This window comes from Trichococcus sp. K1Tr, assembly GCF_028309625.1.
Classification (GTDB): domain Bacteria; phylum Bacillota; class Bacilli; order Lactobacillales; family Aerococcaceae; genus Trichococcus.
In genome coordinates, this window is sequence record NZ_JAQMHR010000001.1 from 473,303 (window position 1) to 493,084 (window position 19,782).

Genomic DNA, 19,782 nt, shown 5'->3' on the forward strand with positions numbered 1-19,782 from the left:
TGTTAGTTTCACTGTAATCTCTTTAACTTCTCTTTTTCGCGTTCGACTGCTTCCCGCAAACTTTCGTAGGCTGGGTTGCTTTCAAAGTCTTGTTCGCGTGTGATTTGGATAGCGTCATTGTGCGCAATATCCAGGATGACGGCATCCCGCACGATATCTCCGGATTTGAAATCGGGCAAGCCTGATTGTTTGTTTCCGAAAAGATCACCCGGTCCGCGCAGTTCCAAATCCCGTTGGCTCAGGTAGAAACCGTCAGTCGACTCCACCATGATTCGCATGCGTTCCTTGCCGTTATCGGTTTTTGGATCGGCAACCAGCACACAATAGGATTCTTTGTCTCCCCGGCCCACTCGACCGCGCAACTGGTGGAGCTGGGATAATCCGAATCGGTCGGCATCTTGGATGACCATCACTGTTGCATTCGGCACGTTCAGGCCGACCTCGATGACTGTCGTCGATACAAGGACCTGCAGCTCGTTGTTTTGGAAACGGCGCATAATCTGATCCTTTTCTTCGGACTTGAGACGGCCGTGCAACAGACCGATTTGGTATTCCCCTTTGTAATAGGCCGTCACGGCTTGATGCACATCTTCCGCATTCTTGACATCCAGCGACTCGGATTTCTCGATCAGAGGCGTGATGATGTACGCCTGTTGTCCATTATCCATCTGTTTCCGGATGAACTCAAGTACATTTTCGATCTTGTCCGATTTGTTCCAAATCGTTTTGATCGGTTTTCTGCCGTCAGGCATCTGGTCAAGCACCGAAACATCCATTTCGCCCATCGTGGTTATCGCCAACGTCCTCGGGATCGGCGTGGCAGTCATGTACAATACATTCGGGTTGTTCCCCTTTTCGTTCAGCTTATGCCTTTGTTGGACACCGAAGCGGTGCTGCTCATCGGTGATGACCAGGCCCAGGTCGGAAAAAACGACATCTTCTTGGATCAGTGCGTGCGTCCCGATGAGGATATGCAAGTCCCCTACTGCAAGCCGGTTCAACAATTCTTTTCGGTCCTTTGCCTTCGTGCTGCCGGTAAGCAGGGCGACGGAGACATCGGTATATTCGAACAGGCTCTGCAAGGTGCGATAGTGCTGTTCTGCCAAAATCTCAGTGGGAACCATGAAAGCCCCTTGGTACCCGCCCAGGACGGTAGCCATCAGGGCGATCACCGCTACGATCGTTTTGCCGCTTCCGACGTCCCCTTGCAACAGACGGTTCATTTCATAAGCTTTGCGCAAATCCCGGCATATTTCGTTGACGACCTTCTTTTGCCCATCCGTAAGTTCAAACGGCAAAGTCGCTATGAATCCCTTCAGCTTGTCCACATCATAAAGGATCGGAATGCCTCGGTTATTCGTTTTGCGGCTCAGCTGCAGCATTTGCAGGCGCACCTGATAAAGGAAAAACTCCTGATAGATGATTTGCCGTCTCGCTTGCTCTGATTCTTCATCATTTTTGGGAAAGTGCATCGCCCGAATGGCTTCCCTATGGCTCATCAGATGATACGTCTGCAGCAAATGTTGCGGAAGTATCTCGGGAATGACCGGGGAATAAAGTTCAATCGCCTGTTTGATCAGATTCAGGATGGTCTGCTGCTTGATCGTCTTGTTGACGTGATAAATGGCGGCATAATCATCCTGGCCGTTCGAACTCCCGAGGATCTTCATCCCAGCCAAACTTTGGCGTGCGCGTTCCCATTTACCGAAGATCGCAACCTCATCCTCAAGCATGATTTTTTGTTTCAGGTAAGGCTGATTGAAGAATGTTACCGAGATGATGGCATCTTCGATGGCTAATTTGAATGATAACCTGCTTTTTTTAAAACCGTAATGATGGACGACCGGAGCCGTCACGACTTGTCCTTTCAGCGTCACTTTGTCCGAATCCTCGATTTCGTCCAATGTTTTGACTTTTATGTCCTCATAACGGAAAGGAAAATGTGTGATCAGATCATAGATCGTATCGATGCCCAACGAATGCAGCGCCTCAACCCTTTTCGGTCCTACATGGGGCAACTCCCCGACTGGATCATAAATATCCAATTGCTTGTTGTCTTCCGCTTCCATCCGTTCGCCTCCTTTCTTCCGGGAGCAGGACAGTTTTTTGACCAACCGTTTTTGAAAAAGAAAAGCTGAACAGAGAAACTCGTTCAGCTTTTTCAGATTATTCTACAGAAAGAAGATAACTGTATACCGGTTGATTTCCTTCTTGCACTTCCACTTCCAAAAAGTCATATTCCGCTTCGATGACCGCTGCAATCTCTTTGCTTTCGTTCTCATCGCTGTCTTCCCCGAAGATGATGGTGACGATTTCGCTGTCATCCGTGATCATTTTTTTCAGGGTTTCTATCGTTGCGGCTTTTCTGTCCTTGTCGGCCGTCAGGATTTTCCCGTCGACGATTCCCATGAAGTCGTCCTTGGTGATGGCCAATCCGTCTATGACTGTGTCGCGAACGGCACTCGTGATCTGTCCGCTGACAACATTCTCCAGTTCGGCAGTCATGTTGGCTTTATTGGTTTCCAAGTCCACTGATTCATTGAAGGCAAGCATAGCTGTCAGACCTTGCGAGATCGTCTTCGAAGCCACTACAACCACATCCGCATCAGAAACCTCGGCAGCCTGATCTGCAGCCATGAAAATATTTTTGTTGTTCGGCAAAATGATTGTTTTTTCGGCGTTTGTGCTTTCGATCGCCTTAAGGATGTCTTCCGTGCTTGGATTCATCGTTTGTCCGCCATTGATGATTGTGGAGACGCCCATGCTCTTGAACAGGGCATGCACACCTTTGCCGGCAGCAACAGCTATCACACCGTAAGGAACTTTTTCAAGTTTTTTGGAAGGCGCATCGGCTTTTTCCAGGACTGCATCATGCTGCATGCGCATATTGTCCACTTTTATTTTCATCAGTGAACCGAATTTTTGGCCGTAGTTCATGACTTCCCCAGGATATTCGGTATGCACATGGACCTTCACGATTTCATCATCCGCGACGACTAATAGGGAATCCCCGATTTCGTTCAGATGATTACGGAATGTATCATAGTCAAAGGTGTCCGTCACGGTTTCGCCTTCGCCTAATTTGACCATGATTTCTGTACAATAACCGAATTCAATATCTTCTGTCGCAATGGAGTGCGAAACGTTATGATAATTTTCCTGGTGAGCGATTTCGGTCACATCCGCTTGTATGATGACCTTTTCGGCGGAAGGCACTTTTTCGCCGGTCAAGGATTCCATGAACCCTTCATAAATGTATACAAGGCCTTGTCCGCCGCTGTCGACGACGCCGACCTCTTTCAATACCGGCAACAGATCCGGTGTCTTATCCAATGCGATCTGCGCGACTTTAAGGACTGTTCCCATCAATTCGATGATGTCATCCGTATGTTCGGCTTTTTTCACACCGGCTTTGGCGGATTCGCGCGCAACCGTCAAAATGGTGCCTTCCACAGGTTTCATGACCGCTTTATAGGCTGTCTCGACGCCGTGGGAAAAAGCTTCAGCAAAATCAGCAGTATTCAAGGTTGTTTTTCCTTCAATCGCCTTCGAAAAGCCACGGAACAGCTGGGATAAAATGACGCCTGAGTTTCCTCTGGCCCCCATCAATAAGCCTTTAGCCAAGTCCGATCCTAATTGATCTATTTTTGTAGCATTCGACAGCCTGACGCGTTCAGCTCCGGATGTGAATGATAAATTCATGTTTGTGCCCGTGTCTCCATCCGGAACGGGGAACACGTTCAAAGAATTCACATATTCTGCATTCTCACTAAGACGTTCGGCGCCGATTGCGACCATCGCCTTAAAGTCTTCCGCTGTTAGTTGAGTTTTCTTCACCTTATAGTCCTCCTTCACCATATAAAACATGGTGATCTGTAATCTTTAGTCCTTTAATACTCTTACGCCTTGGACGAACACATTCACTGTATTTGCGGAAAAGCCCAACATCATTTCAAGATTATATTTGACTTGTGTTTGAACATTCCGGCAAATTTCAGAAATTTTTGTTCCGTAGAGTACAATGATATAAACATCAACAGCTACTCCATTTTCTTCTTGGCGAATCACGGCACCGCGTGAATAGTTCTCTTTTTTCAATATTTCACTGATATTATCTCTGATTTGATTTTTGCTGGCCATGCCGACAACTCCATAATTATCCGTTGCGGCGCCGCCCACTACCGTAGCGATCACGTCGTTCGATAAGTCAACCATCCCATATTGTGTTTGGATTTTAACTGCCATTTATAATAGCCTCCTTAATGTATGCACACAATCGTTAATTACAAATTATGATAGCATATTTTATACAAAAGAAATAACTTTTTGCGATTAAATTTCTCATTTCCGATCGATTTACGGCAATTCTGACTTTTTTCCGAAATATTTTCAGCGTTTTCTCATCTCCCCTTCCTCCCTTTTTTAGGATGGCCAAATGCGGCTATTTGATGAGGACGGGATAAAAAAAACAGCTGTCAAGTATTTTTCCTTTAAAACAGTTGCATTCACTTTTGAATTATGATAAATTAATCAAGTGTATGAATTGGAAAGAAGCTTTGCTTCTGTAACAGCAAAGGAGGAAAGAAAATGTCAAAAGAATGTTTCGTAACAGGACGTAAAAGCCGTTCAGGTAATAACCGTTCCCACGCTATGAACTACACAAAACGTACTTTCAAGCCAAACTTACAAAAAGTTCGTATCTTAGTCGATGGAAAACCTAAAAAAGTATGGGTTTCAGCTCGAGCTTTGAAATCTGGTAAAGTTGAAAGAGTATAAAAATATAGATGAGCCCAGGGACCATGCCATGATTCCAGCTCATCTTTTTTTTATTCAGAAAATCTATTATGTCCAAAGTAAAGGAAAGAGGCCGCGGCCTCTTTCCTTATTTGGGTTTGTCAGCACTTTGGATGACGGCCAGAACACCGGATTCAAAAGAAAAATGCATCACGGCCTCTTCAAACTCATTGCTGACCAAAGCTATCGGGTAATCGTAATCTTTTCCGTTCAAAGGATAGACAACTCCCGTCAGGGTCAATTTCTTGATGGGGGTCATGCCGATGAACGACAAATATTTTTTATCCGTTTCTTTTTCCAGCATATAACTGCCGGGCATATAAAACCGCAAGGTATTATGCCGATCCATTAGGCTGATTCTGCCTGCCATGCCTTTCACGACCGGATGGAACGCCAACCACAGATTGCTCATCAGATGGTCCAAACGCCCTCCGAAGGCACCCAGAAGAATGATTTCTTCCGGATTGAACGTTCCGATCGCATAGGCAATGGCCGCCTCGGTATCCGTTTCATCTTTTTGCGCAGGCAGGATGCGGCAGACGCGGCTTTTCTTTTTGATTTCTTCCAGTTCATGCGGGGTGACGGAATCAAAATCGCCGATGGCCGCATCGAAATCAGTGAGCAGCCCGGCAAGCGTCAACGCTCCGCGGTCCGCACCGATCAACCGATGACTTTCCGAAAAACGGTGGATCAAGGCGGCGACATCCGTCTGGTCGCCGCCGACCACAATCACCACTTTCTCAGACCGCATTATGGCAAGCGTCCTTCAATCGGCTGATGGCCGCTGCTGGATTTTCATCGTCATAAATGTAGGAACCGGCTACGAATACATCCGCACCTGCCTGAATGCACTTGACGATCGTCTCATGGGTAATGCCGCCATCGACTTCGATTTCGTAATGATAGCCATGCTTTTCGCGCAAGGTAGCCAGCTCTTGGATTTTGTCCAAAGTGCTTTCGATGAAGCCTTGGCCCCCAAAGCCCGGGTTGACGGTCATGACGAGCACCATATCGACATCGCCCAATACAGGTTTTATGACGTCTACGCTTGTGCCCGGATTGATGACGACGCCGGCTGAAATATTTTCATTTTTGATCATCTGGATCGCGCCATGGATGTGGGCAGTAGCTTCCGCGTGAATCGTGATGATATCCGCGCCGGCCCTGGCGAAAGCCGGGATCAAATTTTCAGGTGTGTTCACCATCAAATGGCAATCCAACGGCAATTTTGTGTGCGGCCTGATTGCCTGGACAACATTTGGGCCCAAAGTCAAATTGGCAACAAATTGGCCGTCCATGGCGTCGATGTGGATATAATCGGCACCAGCTTGTTCAACCAACTTGACGTCCCGCTCTAAATTCGCGAAATCAGCACTTAATATGGATGGAGCAATTTTCATTTTCACACGCACCTTATCTCTTATTTTTTTTTGTGTACATCGGTTTGCGGCCGACGATTTCCTCATGGAACTGCAGATAGTGTTCATATCTGTATGGGGCAACCTCTCCGGAGGCAACGGCCTCTTTCACCCGGCAATTCGGCTCGTTGATGTGCATGCAGCCGCCGAATCGGCATTGATCGTGCAGCGCTTCAAAGTCCGGGAAAAAGGAAGGCAGATCGACCGCTTCAATGTCGATCAAGTCGATTGTACTGAAACCAGGGGTATCGGCAATCAGAGCCTCCCCAACAGGATGCAACTCGACATGCCGCGTCGTATGGCGGCCCCTGCCCAAAGCGGTCGAGATTTCACCTGTCAGCAAATCCAATTCAGGCATCAGTTGATTCAACAAAGTGGATTTCCCGGCGCCGGATTGGCCCATAAACACCGCCATCCCTTTGCCCATGGTCCTGACCAGCTCCTCCAAAGACGAGGCTCCTTCAGGATAATCCGATAAGATCATTTTGTATCCGATCGATTCATAATAGGTTTTGTACTGAAGCATGTCCGTCTTAGCTTTTTCATCCAACAGATCAATTTTCGTAACGTAGATGATGGGACTGATGTTGTTTGCTTCCAGATAAACCAGGAAACGATCCACCAGATAGGAAGAAAAATCGGGTTCGATCGCCGACATCACAATGACGCCAAAATCGACATTTGCCACAGTCGGGCGAATCAATTCATTTTTCCTTGGGTAGATGTCCAGCAGAACGCCCTCCGTTAAGTTGTCACTTTCGAAATCGACAAAATCCCCAATAAGCGGAGCCATGTTTTTCACGCGGAAGTTCCCTCTCCCTCTCGTCTGATACGTTTGACCATCCACATACACATAATAAAATCCGCTTATTGCTTTCCTGACTTGTCCTTTTTGCAAATCGACAACGCCTCCTAGTTTAGTTCTTTCTCTCTATTCTACACTGTTCTACAAAAAAATGACAAACCATTTTGATGTTTGTCATTTTTTGTAGCCTATTTGTTTCTATTGTGTTAGTTCAGAAGCTTCGTTGATGACTTCGCCATCCCTTTCGATCCGGTAGGAAGCGGAACTGCCTTCCAGAATACGGAAATTCAACGTCACGACCTCATCCGCCGCTATATCGAACTCACGGAATACGTCACTGAGGGCATGATCTTCGTCCTCTATGTAGATGACGATATGGTTCGGCTCATCGGAAGAACTGCTGCTGGCCGCATTGCTGGCCGCGTTTTCACTGCCTTGACTGTTGCTGCTCTCAGAAGCGGGTTCCGACACGGCTGCTGCGAGATAAGGAATCGTAATGGTGCGGCTGAATGAAACAACCTGCGGCTCTTCAGGACCTATCGAAATCACCACACTCAAGGCATCACCGGATACAAAAGCGGATCCGCCTGCCAGACTTTGGCTTACGACCAGACCTGCTGCAATCGTATCTGAATAAGCTTCAGTGACCGTCAATGCGAGCCCGTATTGCCCTGCATAATCCTCGACGCTTTTCCGCGTATATCCCGATAGATCGCGCATCGTATAGGATTCATTTCCGTCGCTCACCAGAAACGACAGCGTAGTTTCGCTTGGTCTCACTTCCGCGCCAGGCTCTAAGCTTTGGCTGATGATATTGCCTGCAGCGACCTCGCTGCTGAATTCGTGTGTCCTTTCGATCGTAAAGCCTTCTTTACGCAAGTCTTCCAGAACACTTTCATATTCTTGGTCTTCATAGTCGAGAAGCGTGAACAATTCCTCGCCCAGACTGATGACCAGGTCGATTTCAGCACCGGCTTCAACAGCTGCACCGATTTTTGGTGACGTTTCAATGACAGCATCTTCTTCGACTTCATCGCTGTATTCTTCCGTTATATCCCCCAAAACCAATCCTGCGTCTTCCAATGCGAGGCGTGCGCTGGATTGATCCATATTGGACACATCCGGAACAGTCAGCGCATCTGCTTCCTGGTTATTGTAAAAGAAGAGGAAAACGCTGGTGATCAGACCCAAAAGCAACACGCCGAAGAGAACGAATGTCCAGTTCTTTCGTTTTTTCTTGCCTCCAGCTACCTCTCGCCCTGACTCGTATTCGTGGATCGGTTCAGCTTTCACGCCCGGGGGCGGCGAAACGATCGTGTTCCCGCTGTCCGCATTCGCCACTACTTCAGCGGATAGGGGGGTGAGTACTTTGGTTTCCTGCAACAGCGATACCGGCATAAACGGTGCTTCGTGCAAGCGTTCCTCATTCAGGCAAGTATCGAGATCCGCCATCATTTCTTCACAGGTAGCGTAACGGTCCAGCGGTTCTTTCGCCGTGGCCTTCAGAATGACATTTTCCAAACTTTGAGGAATCTCCGGATGGCTTTCCCGGATGAAAGGCATCGGTTCCTGAAAATGCTTCAGGGCGACGCTGACAGCCGACTCCCCATCGAAAGGAACCTTCCCGCTGAGCAATTCATAAAGGACAATCCCTAAAGCGTAGATGTCTGATTTTGAAGTGGCCATACTGCCTCTTGCTTGCTCCGGAGACAAGTAATGAACGGAGCCCAACAGCGTATTCGTCTGGGTGATCGATGTTTCCGACAGCGCAACCGCAATGCCGAAATCGGTAATTTTGATGCGATCCTGATTATCGATCAGAATATTTTGTGGCTTGATGTCCCTATGGATGATCCGGTTTTTGTGGGCCAATGCCACAGCCGACAAAACTTGGTGCATGATATGGATCGACTTCTCCGGCGAAACCCTGCCTTGAATGTCGATGTATTTTTTCAGATCCGTGCCATCGATGAATTCCATCACGATGTATTGCAATTCATCTTCTTCATCCACATCATATACACCTACGATGTTGGGATGGATCAATTGCGTGGCTGAGAGGGCTTCACGTTGGAAACGGCGCAGGGCGTCCTTGTTGTTGCGGAAGTCAAAGCGCAATACTTTGATGGCGACCGGGCGATCCAGAATCAGATCATGGCCCAGGTAAACGTTCGCCATCCCGCCGCTTCCGATATGCCGGACGATTTTATAGCGGCCGCCTAATTTCTTTCCTGCCTCCACTGCGGTTCCCCCTCTCTATCCGTAAAATCAGCCAAAAGGGCTGTGATGTTGTCCAGGCCGCCAGCCTCATTCGCTTTATCGACCAAGGAAAGGACTTTTTCTCCAAGAGGAAGCCAATCCTTCAGAACTTGGGCGATCTCTTCATCATCCATCATGTTGGTCAACCCATCGGAGCAAAGCAACAACAGATCCCCCTGCACAAGCGGCATGGCCATGATATCGATATCCAGTTTCCGGGAAACGCCCAAGGAGCGCGTCAAAATGTTCTTTCTTGGATGATGCTGGGCTTCTTCAGGGGTTATTTCCCCTGATTTAATGAATTCATTCACCAAGGAATGGTCTTCCGTTATTTGACGGAGTTTATAATTTCTGTAGACATAAGCCCGACTGTCGCCGATATTGGCAATAATGATTTCCTTGCCCACGACGGCCGCCGCCACCAAAGTCGTACCCATTCCATCCAGGTCGCTGTAATCCAACGATTTTTGAAAAACCAGATCATTGACGCGCTGGATGTTGGCGATCAGCCAACTAGACAATTCTTCGCTGTTCGTGAAACGGGATCCTTTCCAGGCTGCACCCAGATGGGATACCCCCATTTCGCTGGCGACGTCGCCAGCCTTATGGCCACCCATGCCATCGCATACGATCATGAGCGGCTGCTGGGCTTCATTCACGAAATAACCCACATAATCTTGATTGATTGCTCTATTTTTGCCTCTATCACTCTTGAAGGCTATTTGCATTCTTTCCCCTCAATTCTTTCTTATCATTTACCTTTTTACCATACAGCTGATGAAGAATCCATCAGTTCCGTAATCATGCGGATATATCTGCACAAATCCTTCAGGAGTGAAAGATTTTTTATCCAAATAATCGGAGTGTATCGGGACGATTGCAAATTCGGCATGATTTTCAATGAATGTCTGGACAGTCATTTGATTCTCTTCTTCAGTAAGTGTACATGTACTGTACACCAAACGTCCACCTTTTTTTAGCAACGAACTTACAGAGTCCAGTATCCGAAGTTGTTCGTGATGCAAGTCCAAAAAGTCCTGCGCATTTTTCACATATTTGATATCCGGCTTCCTGCGCATCAACCCCAACCCCGAACAGGGGGCATCGACGAAAATGACATCAAAGGATTCCGGTGCAAATGCTTTGCCTGCTTCTTTCGCATCCATCACGCGGGTTTCGATGCGATCGGACACATGCAGACGCTCGGCATTTTGGTTGATCAAGCATATCTTGTGCTCATACATATCCAAGGCGATGACTTTGCCGTTTTCCGAAGCCGAGAGATAACTGGCCATGTGCGTCGTCTTCCCACCCGGTGCAGCACAGCTGTCCAAAACCAGAAAATCCTTTTCCAGCTCTCCGACCGGTGCGACCAATTGACTCGATTCGTCCTGAATCGTAAGGACGCCCTCTTTGAATAGCGGGGAGTCAACGATTTTTCCGCCGCGGATCCGGATGCCCGAAGGTGAAACCGGACTTGGGACCACATCGTAACCCTCTGTTTGCAACAGTTCAAGAGCTTCTTCCCGGGACATTGCCTGTGACTGCAATCTGACCGATACAAAGGGATCTTCCAATAAGGAAAAAGCCATTTTTTCGGTCTCCTCGACACCGATTTTTTCAATGAAATAGGCGACGAGCCACTTCGGCAAGCTGGCCCCTACGCTGATGCGTTTCTTGGCATTGCTGATCGATTTCCAATCGCGCAGCCCATTCCGCTGCACATTCCGCAATACGCCGTTCACATAACTGGCGATGCCCGCATGGCCCTTAGCTTTAGCTATCTCAACCGCATCGAAAAGGACGGCATGATCCGGAACCTTCGTCAAATAGACCATCTGATAGGCGGAGACACGCAATAAATTAGTGACCCAAGAAAGTTGTTTTTTGGGATCTTTGATGTATGCCGAAAGGCCATAATCCAAAGTCATTTTCCGCTGGATGACGCCATAGACAATCTCAGTCAATAGGCCGGCATCTTTTGGTGACAACTTTTCGGATTGGATGACTTTGTTCAGCAACAGATTGGAATACGCGCCTTCATTCTCTACGCTCTCCAATATATCGACAGCCAGATAACGGACCGTATGCTTGATTTTGTTTTTAAGTTTATTGTCCATCTGTATCAAACCTTGTACCTTCTTGGATTTCGCAGGCGCTGCCCCTCAAGTAATCCGCTGCTGACATGCGTTTTTTCCCTGCAGGTTGGAGTTCCGTCATTTTGAAGACGGTGCCCGCTCCGCAGGCTACATAAAGGGCTTCCTTGTCTGTTGCAAACACTGTTCCGGGTTCATCGTTCGTAGTGAGTTCGACGGCCTGTCCAGCCCATACTTTGATCCTTTGCCCGTCCAAAAGCGTATGCGCCACTGGCCATGGACGCATGCCCCGGACTTGGCAGGCCACTTGTGCGGCCGTTTTGGACCAATCGATGCGTTCCTCTTCACGCTTGATGTTCGGCGAAAAGGTGGCTGCGGATTCATCCTGTTCTTGCGGCACGAGTTTGCCTTGGAAAAAATCAGGCAATGTATCGATCAACAGATTTTTGCCCAGTTCGCTCAACTTCAGGAACATCGTCCCAACATCATCTGCCTCGGTGATGGGTATGGCTCTCTGCGCCAAAACAGCCCCGGCATCCATTTTTTTCTCCATGTACATGATTGAGACCCCTGTTTCTTTTTCCCCGTTGATGATGGCGTAATGCACTGGTGCGCCACCGCGATACTTCGGCAACAAAGAAGCATGCACATTGATGGAGCGGAAACGCGGAGCATTCAGCAGCTTGACCGGCAGAAATTGCCCATAAGCCGCTGTAACGATCAAGTCCGGCTTCGAGGCAATCAGTTCATCCATTTCTGGTGAACCGGATATTTTTTCCGGCTGATAGACCGGCAGACCATGCTTCAGTGCGGCTTCCTTCACCGGGGAAGGAGTCAATATTTTCTTTCTGCCTACCGGGCGGTCCGGTTGTGTGACAACCGCAATCACCTCGTAACCACGCTGCAATAAAGCCTCTAAAATGGGCACTGAAAATTCCGGGGTGCCCATAAAAATGATTTTTTTCATTTGTATACCTCCTAGAAGAAATTGACCGGCTCTGAATCGATCGAAATATAGAGACCGCGCGCATTTTCTTTTTGTGACTCATCCAAAATCTGTTTCAACGCCGGATGTAGTTTGGTTTCCTGTTTGTATTTCACTAATATCTGAAAATAATAGCGGTTGTTCACTCTCGCGATGGACCCTTTCGATGGCCCGAGCATGATCGTGTCAGGCTCAAGTTTTTTTTGAAGGATCTCATGGATTTCATAAATTTTCTTTTGCGCTTTCTTTTCATCAGGGTTGCTTACGGTTATGAGCGCCGTATAAAAATACGGCGGATAACCCGCTTTATGCCTGAGCGACATCTCGGTACGGTAAAAGCCTTCGTAGTTGTGCTGTTGGGCAAAAAGGATGGCGTAATGATCCGGATTGTAGGATTGCACGATTACTTCACCGGACAACTCGGCGCGACCCGCGCGTCCGCTGACTTGAGCCAGCAGCTGGAACGTCCTTTCCGAAGACCGGAAATCCGGCAAGCCCAATGAAGTATCCGCATTGATGACGCCGACCAACGTGATGTTCGGAAAGTCCAATCCCTTCGCGATCATCTGCGTGCCCAGCAAGATGTCGGCCTCCCCTCTTCCGAATGCCGACAGGATAGCCTCATGGCCGCCTTTCTTGCGGGTGGTGTCCACATCCATGCGCAAAATGCGCGCATCAGGGAAGAGCGCCTGCAGTTCTTCCTCGATTTTTTGGGTTCCCGTACCGTAATAACGGAAATTGTGGCCCTTGCATTTCGGACAGGTGTTGGGGATTTCTTCCTCATGTCCACAGTAATGGCACTTCATCGTTTTGCTGTCCATATGCAAAGTCAGACTGATGTCGCAGTTCGGGCACTCGAGGACGAAGCCGCAATCCCGGCACATGATGAAAGAGGAATAGCCTCTTTTGTTCAGCATCAGCACAATCTGCTGTTTCTTCTGCAGCCGATCCGTGATCTTTTCCTGCAGCACCATGGAAAAGCTGCTGCGGTTGTTCGCTTTGAATTCGTCACGCATATCGACAATTTCGACCTCGGGCAGCGCCCGTTGATTGAAGCGTCCCTTCAATTCAACCAATGTGTAAACTTTTTTTTGCGCCCTGGCCCGCGACTCCAGCGAAGGCGTGGCGCTTCCCAGCACAACCGGGCAATGATTATGCTTCCCGCGCCAGATCGCTATGTTCCGGGCATGATACTTCGGATTTTCGTCCTGCTTGTAGGTGCTCTCGTGTTCTTCATCCATAATGATGATGCCGAGATTCTCAACCGGGGCAAAAATGGAAGAACGCGCCCCGACTACGACATCGGCATCGCCGCGGTGGATTTTGCGCCACTCGTCGTATTTCTCCCCCGATGACAACGCACTGTGCATCACTGCCACCCGGTTTCCGAAGCGGCTCTTGAAGTGGTTGACCATCTGCGGAGTCAAAGCGATTTCGGGGACAAGCATCAAGGCGGTCTTGCCTTGTTTGATCACTTCAGCGATCAATTGAAGGTAGACTTCGGTCTTTCCGCTTCCCGTAACGCCTTGCAGCAGAAAAATCTCGTGCCGATTTTCCATGATGCTGGCACTCATCGTCCGGAAAGCTGCCGTTTGTTCGTCCGAAAGGGGCAGCGCTTCGGTTTGTTTGAACTGTCTATCCTTAAAGGGATCCCGGAGAATTTCCCGGTCTGCCGCTTTGAGCCAGCCTTTCTCTACGCCGGCCCGGATCGTGCTTGAACCGATGTCGAATTGATCCTTGTATTCCTTGGACGTCAGCGGGGTTCCGTTCATGGACATGATTGCCGCCAACAAGGCTTGCTGTTGCTTGGCTGATTTTTTCAGGCTGCGGTATGCGTCTTCCAGACTATCCATTTCCAGATCGGAATAATAGACCTGCACCGTTTTTGCCTTCGCCTGGTTTTTGAGGATGTAATTGACTTCAATCTTCCCGGCTCGTTTCAATTCGATCAGTTGCGGCAAAATGCCGCGGTCGAGGGCATTTTCCCAACTCATTTTGCTTTTCCCTTGAAAAAGTCCGTAGAAGGTCTCCTCGTCCAATTCATCGATGATCTCAATTTCTTTTTCGTACTTCGCCTTCATCAAAGGCGGCAACATCGTCTGGTAACAATGGATCCGATAGGCATAAACGGTTTCCGCCATTTCCTCGCCCAACAGAAGCAGCTCTTCGGTCAATGCCGGCTCGATATCCAATGGTTGGATGATTTCTTTCAGTTCCCCTTCAAAATCGGTGTGATCAGAAATTTCCGTTATGAACCCTTGGATGATGCGCTTGTTGAAAGGCACCTCAACGCGCATGCCCTTGCCTAATTTATGCTCCATAGCAGGAGGGATCGCATAATCAAAGGGACGATTGGTCTGCATTGCAGGTATATCGACAATCACTTTTGCAATTTGCAAATAAAGCCCTCCCCTTCATATTCTAACCATTATATTACTAAATTATGCCGATAAAGTCTTCCCCGAGATTTTCGGCATCAAAAAAATAAAACTACTGATTTTGAAGTTCAAAAACAGTAGTCTTTTTTCATTCCTATTCTATTATCTTTCAGGGATGATGGATTTTGGATCGATTTCCAATTCGCCGGCAACTACTTCTTCCAGCGCACGTCCGACATTCTTGAATGACTGGTAAGTGTCCAATAAAGGCTCGGAGCGATCATGCAATTGATGCGCTCTTTTGCTTGAAAGAATGACCATTGAATATTTTGAATCCACTTGCTCCAACAATTTATCGATCGAAGGATATAACATCATAATATTTTACTCCCTTTCATCCGCACAGATGGTATCCAGAATCCGTGAAACTTTCAAGTGTTCGCTTTGGATGATGCCAAGCACTTTCTGTACCGCATTCTCTACTGTGTCGTTTTCTACCGCATAATCATAATACCGCATCAAACTAAGCTCTTCAATAGCCTTTTCCATTCTTTGCTTGATGATCGGCGACTCGTCCGTCCCGCGATTTACGATCCGTGATTCCAATTCGGTCATATCGGGAGGGGTCAAGAAGATGAATATCCCTTCAGGCATCCGTTCCTTCACTTGCATGGCACCTTGAACTTCGATCTCCAGAAAAATATCTTTTCCCGTATCCAACGTTCTTCTTACATAGTCGATTGGCGTACCATAGTAATTACCAACGTACTCGGTATATTCCAACAGTTCATTATCGGCGATCATTCTCTCGAATTCTTCTCTTTCCTTGAAGAAATAATCTTTGCCATCCACTTCCCCTTCGCGCGCTTTGCGGGTCGTAGCGGAAATTGAATATATGAACTCCCGTTCACCACGAGAAAAAATTGCTTGTCTCACAGTCCCTTTGCCTACTCCCGAAGGTCCGGATAAGACAATCAACAATCCTTTTTCTGTCATTTAATGCCCACCATCCAATTATATTTTTACAGCATCGTACAGCCTAATGAGGCATTCCGTTTATTATTTCATAGTTTAACACAATTTCGTCAAGGTTAAAACCTTTACTGGAGTCTTCCGCCAACATTTTGTTAGTTACCGTTTTCAGCAACGGCACTCCTGAATGGGACGCGGTTGCCTCACGAAAGCGCCGGAAAGACAAAAAAGAACAAGACAAGGATATCCCTGTCTTGTTCTTGGGGCATCATGAAGCGCCCATGTCTTTGACTTTCATCATTCGGACGATGCTGGAGCGCTCGTTCTCCTCGAGTTTCATTTGGATGTAACGGATCGTCTCCTGCAACTGCGGGATCATTTTGTATTCCAACGCATTTACGCGCCTTCTTGTCTTTTCGATCTCATCGGCAAGAAGTTGGCATGTTTTTTCGATTTCCGATAATTTAAGCAATTTCGGAAGGATATCTTCGATCTTTTTGATCGCATCATCCAGTTCACCGTTTGAGTTTACGTAGCCGTACTGCAAATCCGTTGATTTATCGTCTTTGTCGGCTATCGAAAAGTTCATTTGGGGGACGACGACACTCATGATATTTTTTTCTTGGATGTCCAATTCAACCGCCGTAGCGGGTACAGCGAATAATTCTTCAATGAAAGCCTCATTCAGAAGCGACTTCGCTACCACGAAAGAACGCATGGAGGCGGTCAGTTCTTTTTCGACTTCATCCCTAAGGATGTTGTTTTCGCGGATCAGATTGATGAATTGACGCATCAGTTCATCTTGCTTGTCCTTCAGCAGCTTATGGCCGCGGGTGGATAGCACCAGACGCGATTTCAAGTTGGACAGTTCCATCCGGGTTGGCTTTACATTCAATCTAGCCATGGACGATCACTCTCCCTTCGGCATAAACTCATCGATCATATCACTCTTGATTCTCTTAAGTTCCGTTACCGGCAGGATGGACAACAGTTCCCAACCCAAAGCCAAACTCTCTTCGATCGTACGGTTCGTGTAGAATCCTTGATTGATGTATTCTTCTTCGAAACGTTTTGTGAACTGCACATACAGTTTGTCTGTCTTGGACAAGGCGGACTCCCCTAGGATGATAGCCAATTCTTTTGCCTGTTTTCCTTTTGCGTATGCCGCAAACAATTGGTTCATGGTCGGGGCATGGTCTTTTCTTGTCTTGCCTTCACCGGTACCTTTGTCTTTCAGACGGGAAAGCGAAGGCAACACGTTGATAGGCGGCTTGATGCCTGAATTGTTCAACTCACGCGAAAGGATGATCTGGCCTTCCGTGATGTACCCCGTCAAATCAGGAATTGGATGCGTAATGTCATCCTCCGGCATGGAAAGGATCGGAATTTGCGTCACGGAGCCTTTTTTGCCGATGATACGGCCTGCACGTTCATACAACGCGGCAAGGTTCGTATACAAATACCCAGGATAACCACGACGACCAGGCACTTCACGACGGGCTGCCGAAATTTCACGCAAAGCCTCACAATAGTTGGTCATGTCAGTCATGATGACCAGGACATGCATGTCCTTTTCGTAGGCCAGATATTCCGCGACCGTCAAAGCCATTTTTGGTGTGGCAATACGTTCGATGGCTGGGTCGTTCGCCAAGTTGATGAACATGACTGAGCGATCGATCGCCCCTGTCTTGCGGAAATCTTCCATGAAATATTCTTTTTCTTCAAAAGTGATCCCCATGGCTGCAAATACAACCGCAAATTTTTCATCGCTGTTCAAAACCGTCGCTTGACGGGCGATTTGTGCAGCCAATTCTTTATGCGGCAAACCTGAACCGGAGAAAACAGGAAGTTTTTGTCCTCTTACGAGTGTATTCAGATGGTCGATGGCGGAAATACCCGTTTGAATGAACTCATCCGGATAGTCACGTGCTACAGGGTTGATTGCCTGTCCGTTCACATCCAAGTTCATTTCCGGGATGATTTCCGGACCGCCATCAATCGGATTGCCCATCCCATCGAACACACGGCCTACCATGTCCTCAGAAACAGCTATGGAAAGAGGTTTTCCTCGGAAGCGGACTTTGGTGTCTTTGATGTTGATTCCGCTTGGGCCTTCAAATATTTGCACCATCGCTTTATCTTTGCTGACTTCCAAAACTTGACCATGGCGGATTTCGCCGTTTTGCATTTGGATTTCAACCAATTCGTCGTATTTGACTCCCTCAATCTGCTCTACAACCATCAAAGGGCCTACAACTTCGGTTACTGTTTTATATTCCTTAAGCATGGTGCGTCATCCCTCCTTCCGCAACAATTTCATGCAATCTTTTCTTCATGTCTGCCTTGATGTTTTCCATTTCGGCAAGATTTTCTTCCCTGATGTATTTACTTCTTGCGATCCGGTCACGCAATTCAACCGTGCCCTCTATGATTTCATTGAAGTACGCGCCTAAACGCATCGCTTCACGTGCTTCTGATTCAAAGTCCAGAATCATATCCAGCATCGCCAATTGCTTGTTGCGGGAAGTGTAAGTATCGACATCATCGAAAGCGTTCTGCTGCAGATAGTCCTCACGCAGCGATTCCGCGACTGCCATTGTCATGCGGTCTTTTTCGGACAAGGATTCGATACCGACCAAACGGACGATTTCTTCCAATTCCGATTCTTCCTGCAGAAGGTTCATCGCATGCTGAACCATCTCTGACCATTTTGTCTGTAAGGCATTATTCAGATATTCCCCGACTTCGGTATTGTAAAGGGAATAGGAAGTCAGCCAGTTCATGGATGGGAAATGTCTTTTTTGTGCCAAATTGGCATCCAGCGCCCAGAAAACTTTAACGACGCGCAATGTATTTTGGGTTACCGGTTCAGAGGTATCACCACCAGGAGGTGATACCGCTCCAATGGCCGTTATGCTTCCTTCACGATCTTCCGACCCCAAAGCCAACACTCGTCCTGCCCGTTCATAATACTCTGCTACACGGCTTCCTAGGTAGGCTGGATAGCCTTCATCACCAGGCATCTCTTCCAGACGACCCGACATTTCGCGCAAGGCTTCTGCCCAACGGGATGTCGAGTCAGCCATGATCGCTACACTGTAACCCATGTCACGGAAATATTCCGCGATCGTGATGCCTGTATAGATGGATGCTTCACGCGCCGCAACCGGCATGTTGGAGGTATTGGCGATAAGGATCGTACGCTCCATCAATGATTCGCCCGTATTCGGATCGATCAATTCCGGAAATTCATTCAATACGTCCGTCATTTCATTACCGCGTTCGCCGCAACCGACATAAATTACGATGTCCACATCACTGTATTTTGCGATTTGGTGCTGTACGACAGTTTTCCCTGCTCCAAAAGGTCCAGGAACAGCGGCTGCTCCACCTTTTGTGATCGGGAAGAACGTATCGATGACCCGTTGGCCGGTAACCATCGGCGTGTGCGGGTTCATTTTTTGCTTGAATGGACGTCCACGACGGACTGGCCATGTTTGCAGCATAGTCATTTCTTTCGGGCCATTTTCGGTTTCGATGACATATGCCGTGTCATCCAAAGTGTAGCTGCCGTCCTGGATGGCAGTCAGCTTACCGGAGATGCCGTAAGGAACCATGATCCGGTGCTCGATGACTTTCGTCTCCTGCACGGTACCGACAATATCACCGGCTATGACGTGATCGCCGACTTTCTTCGTAGCTTTGAATTCCCAGACGTTTTCTCTATTCAACGGTGGGATATCCGTCCCACGCACCAAATAGTTGCTTTCGGTGATTTCACGGAACGTATGCAAAGGACGCTGGATCCCGTCAAACATCTGCGACAGGATGCCTGGTCCCAATTCGACCGACAAAGCTTCCCCTGTTGTGATTACCGGTTCTCCAGGACCAATACCGGAAGTCTCCTCGTAAACTTGAATGGATGCGACATCATTACGCATCTCGATGATTTCGCCGATCAATCCCAATTCGCCGACGCGGCAAATATCTTGGATGTTCGCTTCTTCCATTCCTTCCGCCATAACTAAAGGTCCGGAAACTTTTATTATATTTCCATTTTTCAAAAAAGTCCCCT

The 19,782-nt window shown here is 47.9% G+C and carries 17 protein-coding genes; 1 reads left to right on the forward strand and 16 read right to left on the reverse strand.

What is annotated here, in order from left to right; translation table 11 throughout:
• Nucleotides 1-8: 8 nt before the first annotated feature.
• The 3 genes from recG to PH235_RS02185 all read right to left on the reverse strand — a co-directional run bounded on the left by recG (nucleotide 9) and on the right by PH235_RS02185 (nucleotide 4,245).
• Nucleotides 9-2,069, reverse strand: a complete 2,061-nt coding sequence (recG, locus tag PH235_RS02175; RefSeq protein WP_272160821.1) for an ATP-dependent DNA helicase RecG — start codon at nucleotides 2,067-2,069, stop codon at nucleotides 9-11.
• Between the two features lie 97 nt (nucleotides 2,070-2,166).
• Nucleotides 2,167-3,837 carry a DAK2 domain-containing protein gene (locus PH235_RS02180; RefSeq protein WP_272160822.1) on the reverse strand — a complete coding sequence of 557 codons (1,671 nt, stop codon included), beginning with the start codon at nucleotides 3,835-3,837 and terminating at the stop codon, nucleotides 2,167-2,169.
• A 45-nt stretch (nucleotides 3,838-3,882) separates the two neighbouring features.
• Nucleotides 3,883-4,245 carry an Asp23/Gls24 family envelope stress response protein gene (locus PH235_RS02185; protein ID WP_086941655.1) on the reverse strand — a complete coding sequence of 121 codons (363 nt, stop codon included), beginning with the start codon at nucleotides 4,243-4,245 and terminating at the stop codon, nucleotides 3,883-3,885.
• 342 nt (nucleotides 4,246-4,587) lie between these two features.
• Here PH235_RS02185 and rpmB point away from each other — a divergent pair, with 342 nt between their 5' ends.
• Complete coding sequence (rpmB, locus tag PH235_RS02190) at nucleotides 4,588-4,776, forward strand: 50S ribosomal protein L28 (RefSeq protein ID WP_068562155.1); 189 nt, start codon at nucleotides 4,588-4,590, stop codon at nucleotides 4,774-4,776.
• Between the two features lie 106 nt (nucleotides 4,777-4,882).
• Here the strand turns inward: rpmB and PH235_RS02195 are convergent, their stop codons facing one another.
• The 13 genes from PH235_RS02195 to PH235_RS02255 all read right to left on the reverse strand — a co-directional run bounded on the left by PH235_RS02195 (nucleotide 4,883) and on the right by PH235_RS02255 (nucleotide 19,771).
• Entirely contained in the window at nucleotides 4,883-5,545 is a 663-nt protein-coding gene (locus PH235_RS02195) for a thiamine diphosphokinase (RefSeq protein WP_272160823.1), read from the reverse strand.
• Nucleotides 5,535-6,194, reverse strand: a complete 660-nt coding sequence (gene rpe / locus PH235_RS02200) for a ribulose-phosphate 3-epimerase (protein WP_272160824.1) — start codon at nucleotides 6,192-6,194, stop codon at nucleotides 5,535-5,537. Before rpe ends, PH235_RS02195 begins: the two co-directional genes overlap by 11 nt.
• A gap of 13 nt (nucleotides 6,195-6,207) precedes the next feature.
• On the reverse strand, nucleotides 6,208-7,110 hold the full coding sequence (gene rsgA / locus PH235_RS02205; RefSeq protein WP_272160825.1) for a ribosome small subunit-dependent GTPase A: 903 nt from the start codon (nucleotides 7,108-7,110) through the stop codon (nucleotides 6,208-6,210).
• Nucleotides 7,111-7,215: 105 nt separating this feature from the next.
• Entirely contained in the window at nucleotides 7,216-9,258 is a 2,043-nt protein-coding gene (gene pknB / locus PH235_RS02210) for a Stk1 family PASTA domain-containing Ser/Thr kinase (RefSeq protein WP_272160826.1), read from the reverse strand.
• Nucleotides 9,237-10,004 carry a Stp1/IreP family PP2C-type Ser/Thr phosphatase gene (locus PH235_RS02215; RefSeq protein ID WP_272160827.1) on the reverse strand — a complete coding sequence of 256 codons (768 nt, stop codon included), beginning with the start codon at nucleotides 10,002-10,004 and terminating at the stop codon, nucleotides 9,237-9,239. Before PH235_RS02215 ends, pknB begins: the two co-directional genes overlap by 22 nt.
• Before the next feature lie 27 nt (nucleotides 10,005-10,031).
• Nucleotides 10,032-11,396 carry a 16S rRNA (cytosine(967)-C(5))-methyltransferase RsmB gene (gene rsmB / locus PH235_RS02220; RefSeq protein ID WP_272160828.1) on the reverse strand — a complete coding sequence of 455 codons (1,365 nt, stop codon included), beginning with the start codon at nucleotides 11,394-11,396 and terminating at the stop codon, nucleotides 10,032-10,034.
• Nucleotides 11,386-12,339 (reverse strand): methionyl-tRNA formyltransferase, encoded by a 954-nt coding sequence (gene fmt, locus PH235_RS02225; RefSeq protein WP_272160829.1) that lies wholly within the window; start codon nucleotides 12,337-12,339, stop codon nucleotides 11,386-11,388. Before fmt ends, rsmB begins: the two co-directional genes overlap by 11 nt.
• 11 nt (nucleotides 12,340-12,350) lie before the next feature.
• Nucleotides 12,351-14,756 (reverse strand): primosomal protein N', encoded by a 2,406-nt coding sequence (gene priA / locus PH235_RS02230; protein WP_272160830.1) that lies wholly within the window; start codon nucleotides 14,754-14,756, stop codon nucleotides 12,351-12,353.
• A 141-nt stretch (nucleotides 14,757-14,897) separates the two neighbouring features.
• Nucleotides 14,898-15,113: a DNA-directed RNA polymerase subunit omega gene (gene rpoZ / locus PH235_RS02235; RefSeq protein ID WP_086628158.1), complete on the reverse strand. Its 216-nt coding sequence runs from the start codon at nucleotides 15,111-15,113 to the stop codon at nucleotides 14,898-14,900.
• Between the two features lie 6 nt (nucleotides 15,114-15,119).
• Entirely contained in the window at nucleotides 15,120-15,731 is a 612-nt protein-coding gene (gmk, locus tag PH235_RS02240; RefSeq protein WP_068562164.1) for a guanylate kinase, read from the reverse strand.
• A gap of 244 nt (nucleotides 15,732-15,975) precedes the next feature.
• Nucleotides 15,976-16,611: a V-type ATP synthase subunit D gene (locus tag PH235_RS02245; RefSeq protein ID WP_108031473.1), complete on the reverse strand. Its 636-nt coding sequence runs from the start codon at nucleotides 16,609-16,611 to the stop codon at nucleotides 15,976-15,978.
• A 6-nt stretch (nucleotides 16,612-16,617) separates the two neighbouring features.
• Nucleotides 16,618-17,994, reverse strand: a complete 1,377-nt coding sequence (locus PH235_RS02250) for a V-type ATP synthase subunit B (protein ID WP_272160831.1) — start codon at nucleotides 17,992-17,994, stop codon at nucleotides 16,618-16,620.
• Nucleotides 17,987-19,771: a V-type ATP synthase subunit A gene (locus PH235_RS02255; protein ID WP_272160832.1), complete on the reverse strand. Its 1,785-nt coding sequence runs from the start codon at nucleotides 19,769-19,771 to the stop codon at nucleotides 17,987-17,989. Before PH235_RS02255 ends, PH235_RS02250 begins: the two co-directional genes overlap by 8 nt.
• Between the last annotated feature and the right edge of the window lie 11 nt (nucleotides 19,772-19,782).

What these genes read in the sequence shown, in the direction of transcription:
- recG (WP_272160821.1), bottom strand. Translation starts at nt 2,069, where the DNA reads ATGGAAGCGGAAGACAACAAGCAATTGGATATTTATGATCCAGTCGGG.
- PH235_RS02185 (WP_086941655.1), bottom strand. Translation starts at nt 4,245, where the DNA reads ATGGCAGTTAAAATCCAAACACAATATGGGATGGTTGACTTATCGAAC.
- rpmB (WP_068562155.1), top strand. Translation starts at nt 4,588, where the DNA reads ATGTCAAAAGAATGTTTCGTAACAGGACGTAAAAGCCGTTCAGGTAAT.
- PH235_RS02195 (WP_272160823.1), bottom strand. Translation starts at nt 5,545, where the DNA reads ATGCGGTCTGAGAAAGTGGTGATTGTGGTCGGCGGCGACCAGACGGAT.
- rpe (WP_272160824.1), bottom strand. Translation starts at nt 6,194, where the DNA reads ATGAAAATTGCTCCATCCATATTAAGTGCTGATTTCGCGAATTTAGAG.
- PH235_RS02215 (WP_272160827.1), bottom strand. Translation starts at nt 10,004, where the DNA reads ATGCAAATAGCCTTCAAGAGTGATAGAGGCAAAAATAGAGCAATCAAT.
- rsmB (WP_272160828.1), bottom strand. Translation starts at nt 11,396, where the DNA reads ATGGACAATAAACTTAAAAACAAAATCAAGCATACGGTCCGTTATCTG.
- fmt (WP_272160829.1), bottom strand. Translation starts at nt 12,339, where the DNA reads ATGAAAAAAATCATTTTTATGGGCACCCCGGAATTTTCAGTGCCCATT.
- rpoZ (WP_086628158.1), bottom strand. Translation starts at nt 15,113, where the DNA reads ATGATGTTATATCCTTCGATCGATAAATTGTTGGAGCAAGTGGATTCA.
- gmk (WP_068562164.1), bottom strand. Translation starts at nt 15,731, where the DNA reads ATGACAGAAAAAGGATTGTTGATTGTCTTATCCGGACCTTCGGGAGTA.
- PH235_RS02245 (WP_108031473.1), bottom strand. Translation starts at nt 16,611, where the DNA reads ATGGCTAGATTGAATGTAAAGCCAACCCGGATGGAACTGTCCAACTTG.
- PH235_RS02250 (WP_272160831.1), bottom strand. Translation starts at nt 17,994, where the DNA reads ATGCTTAAGGAATATAAAACAGTAACCGAAGTTGTAGGCCCTTTGATG.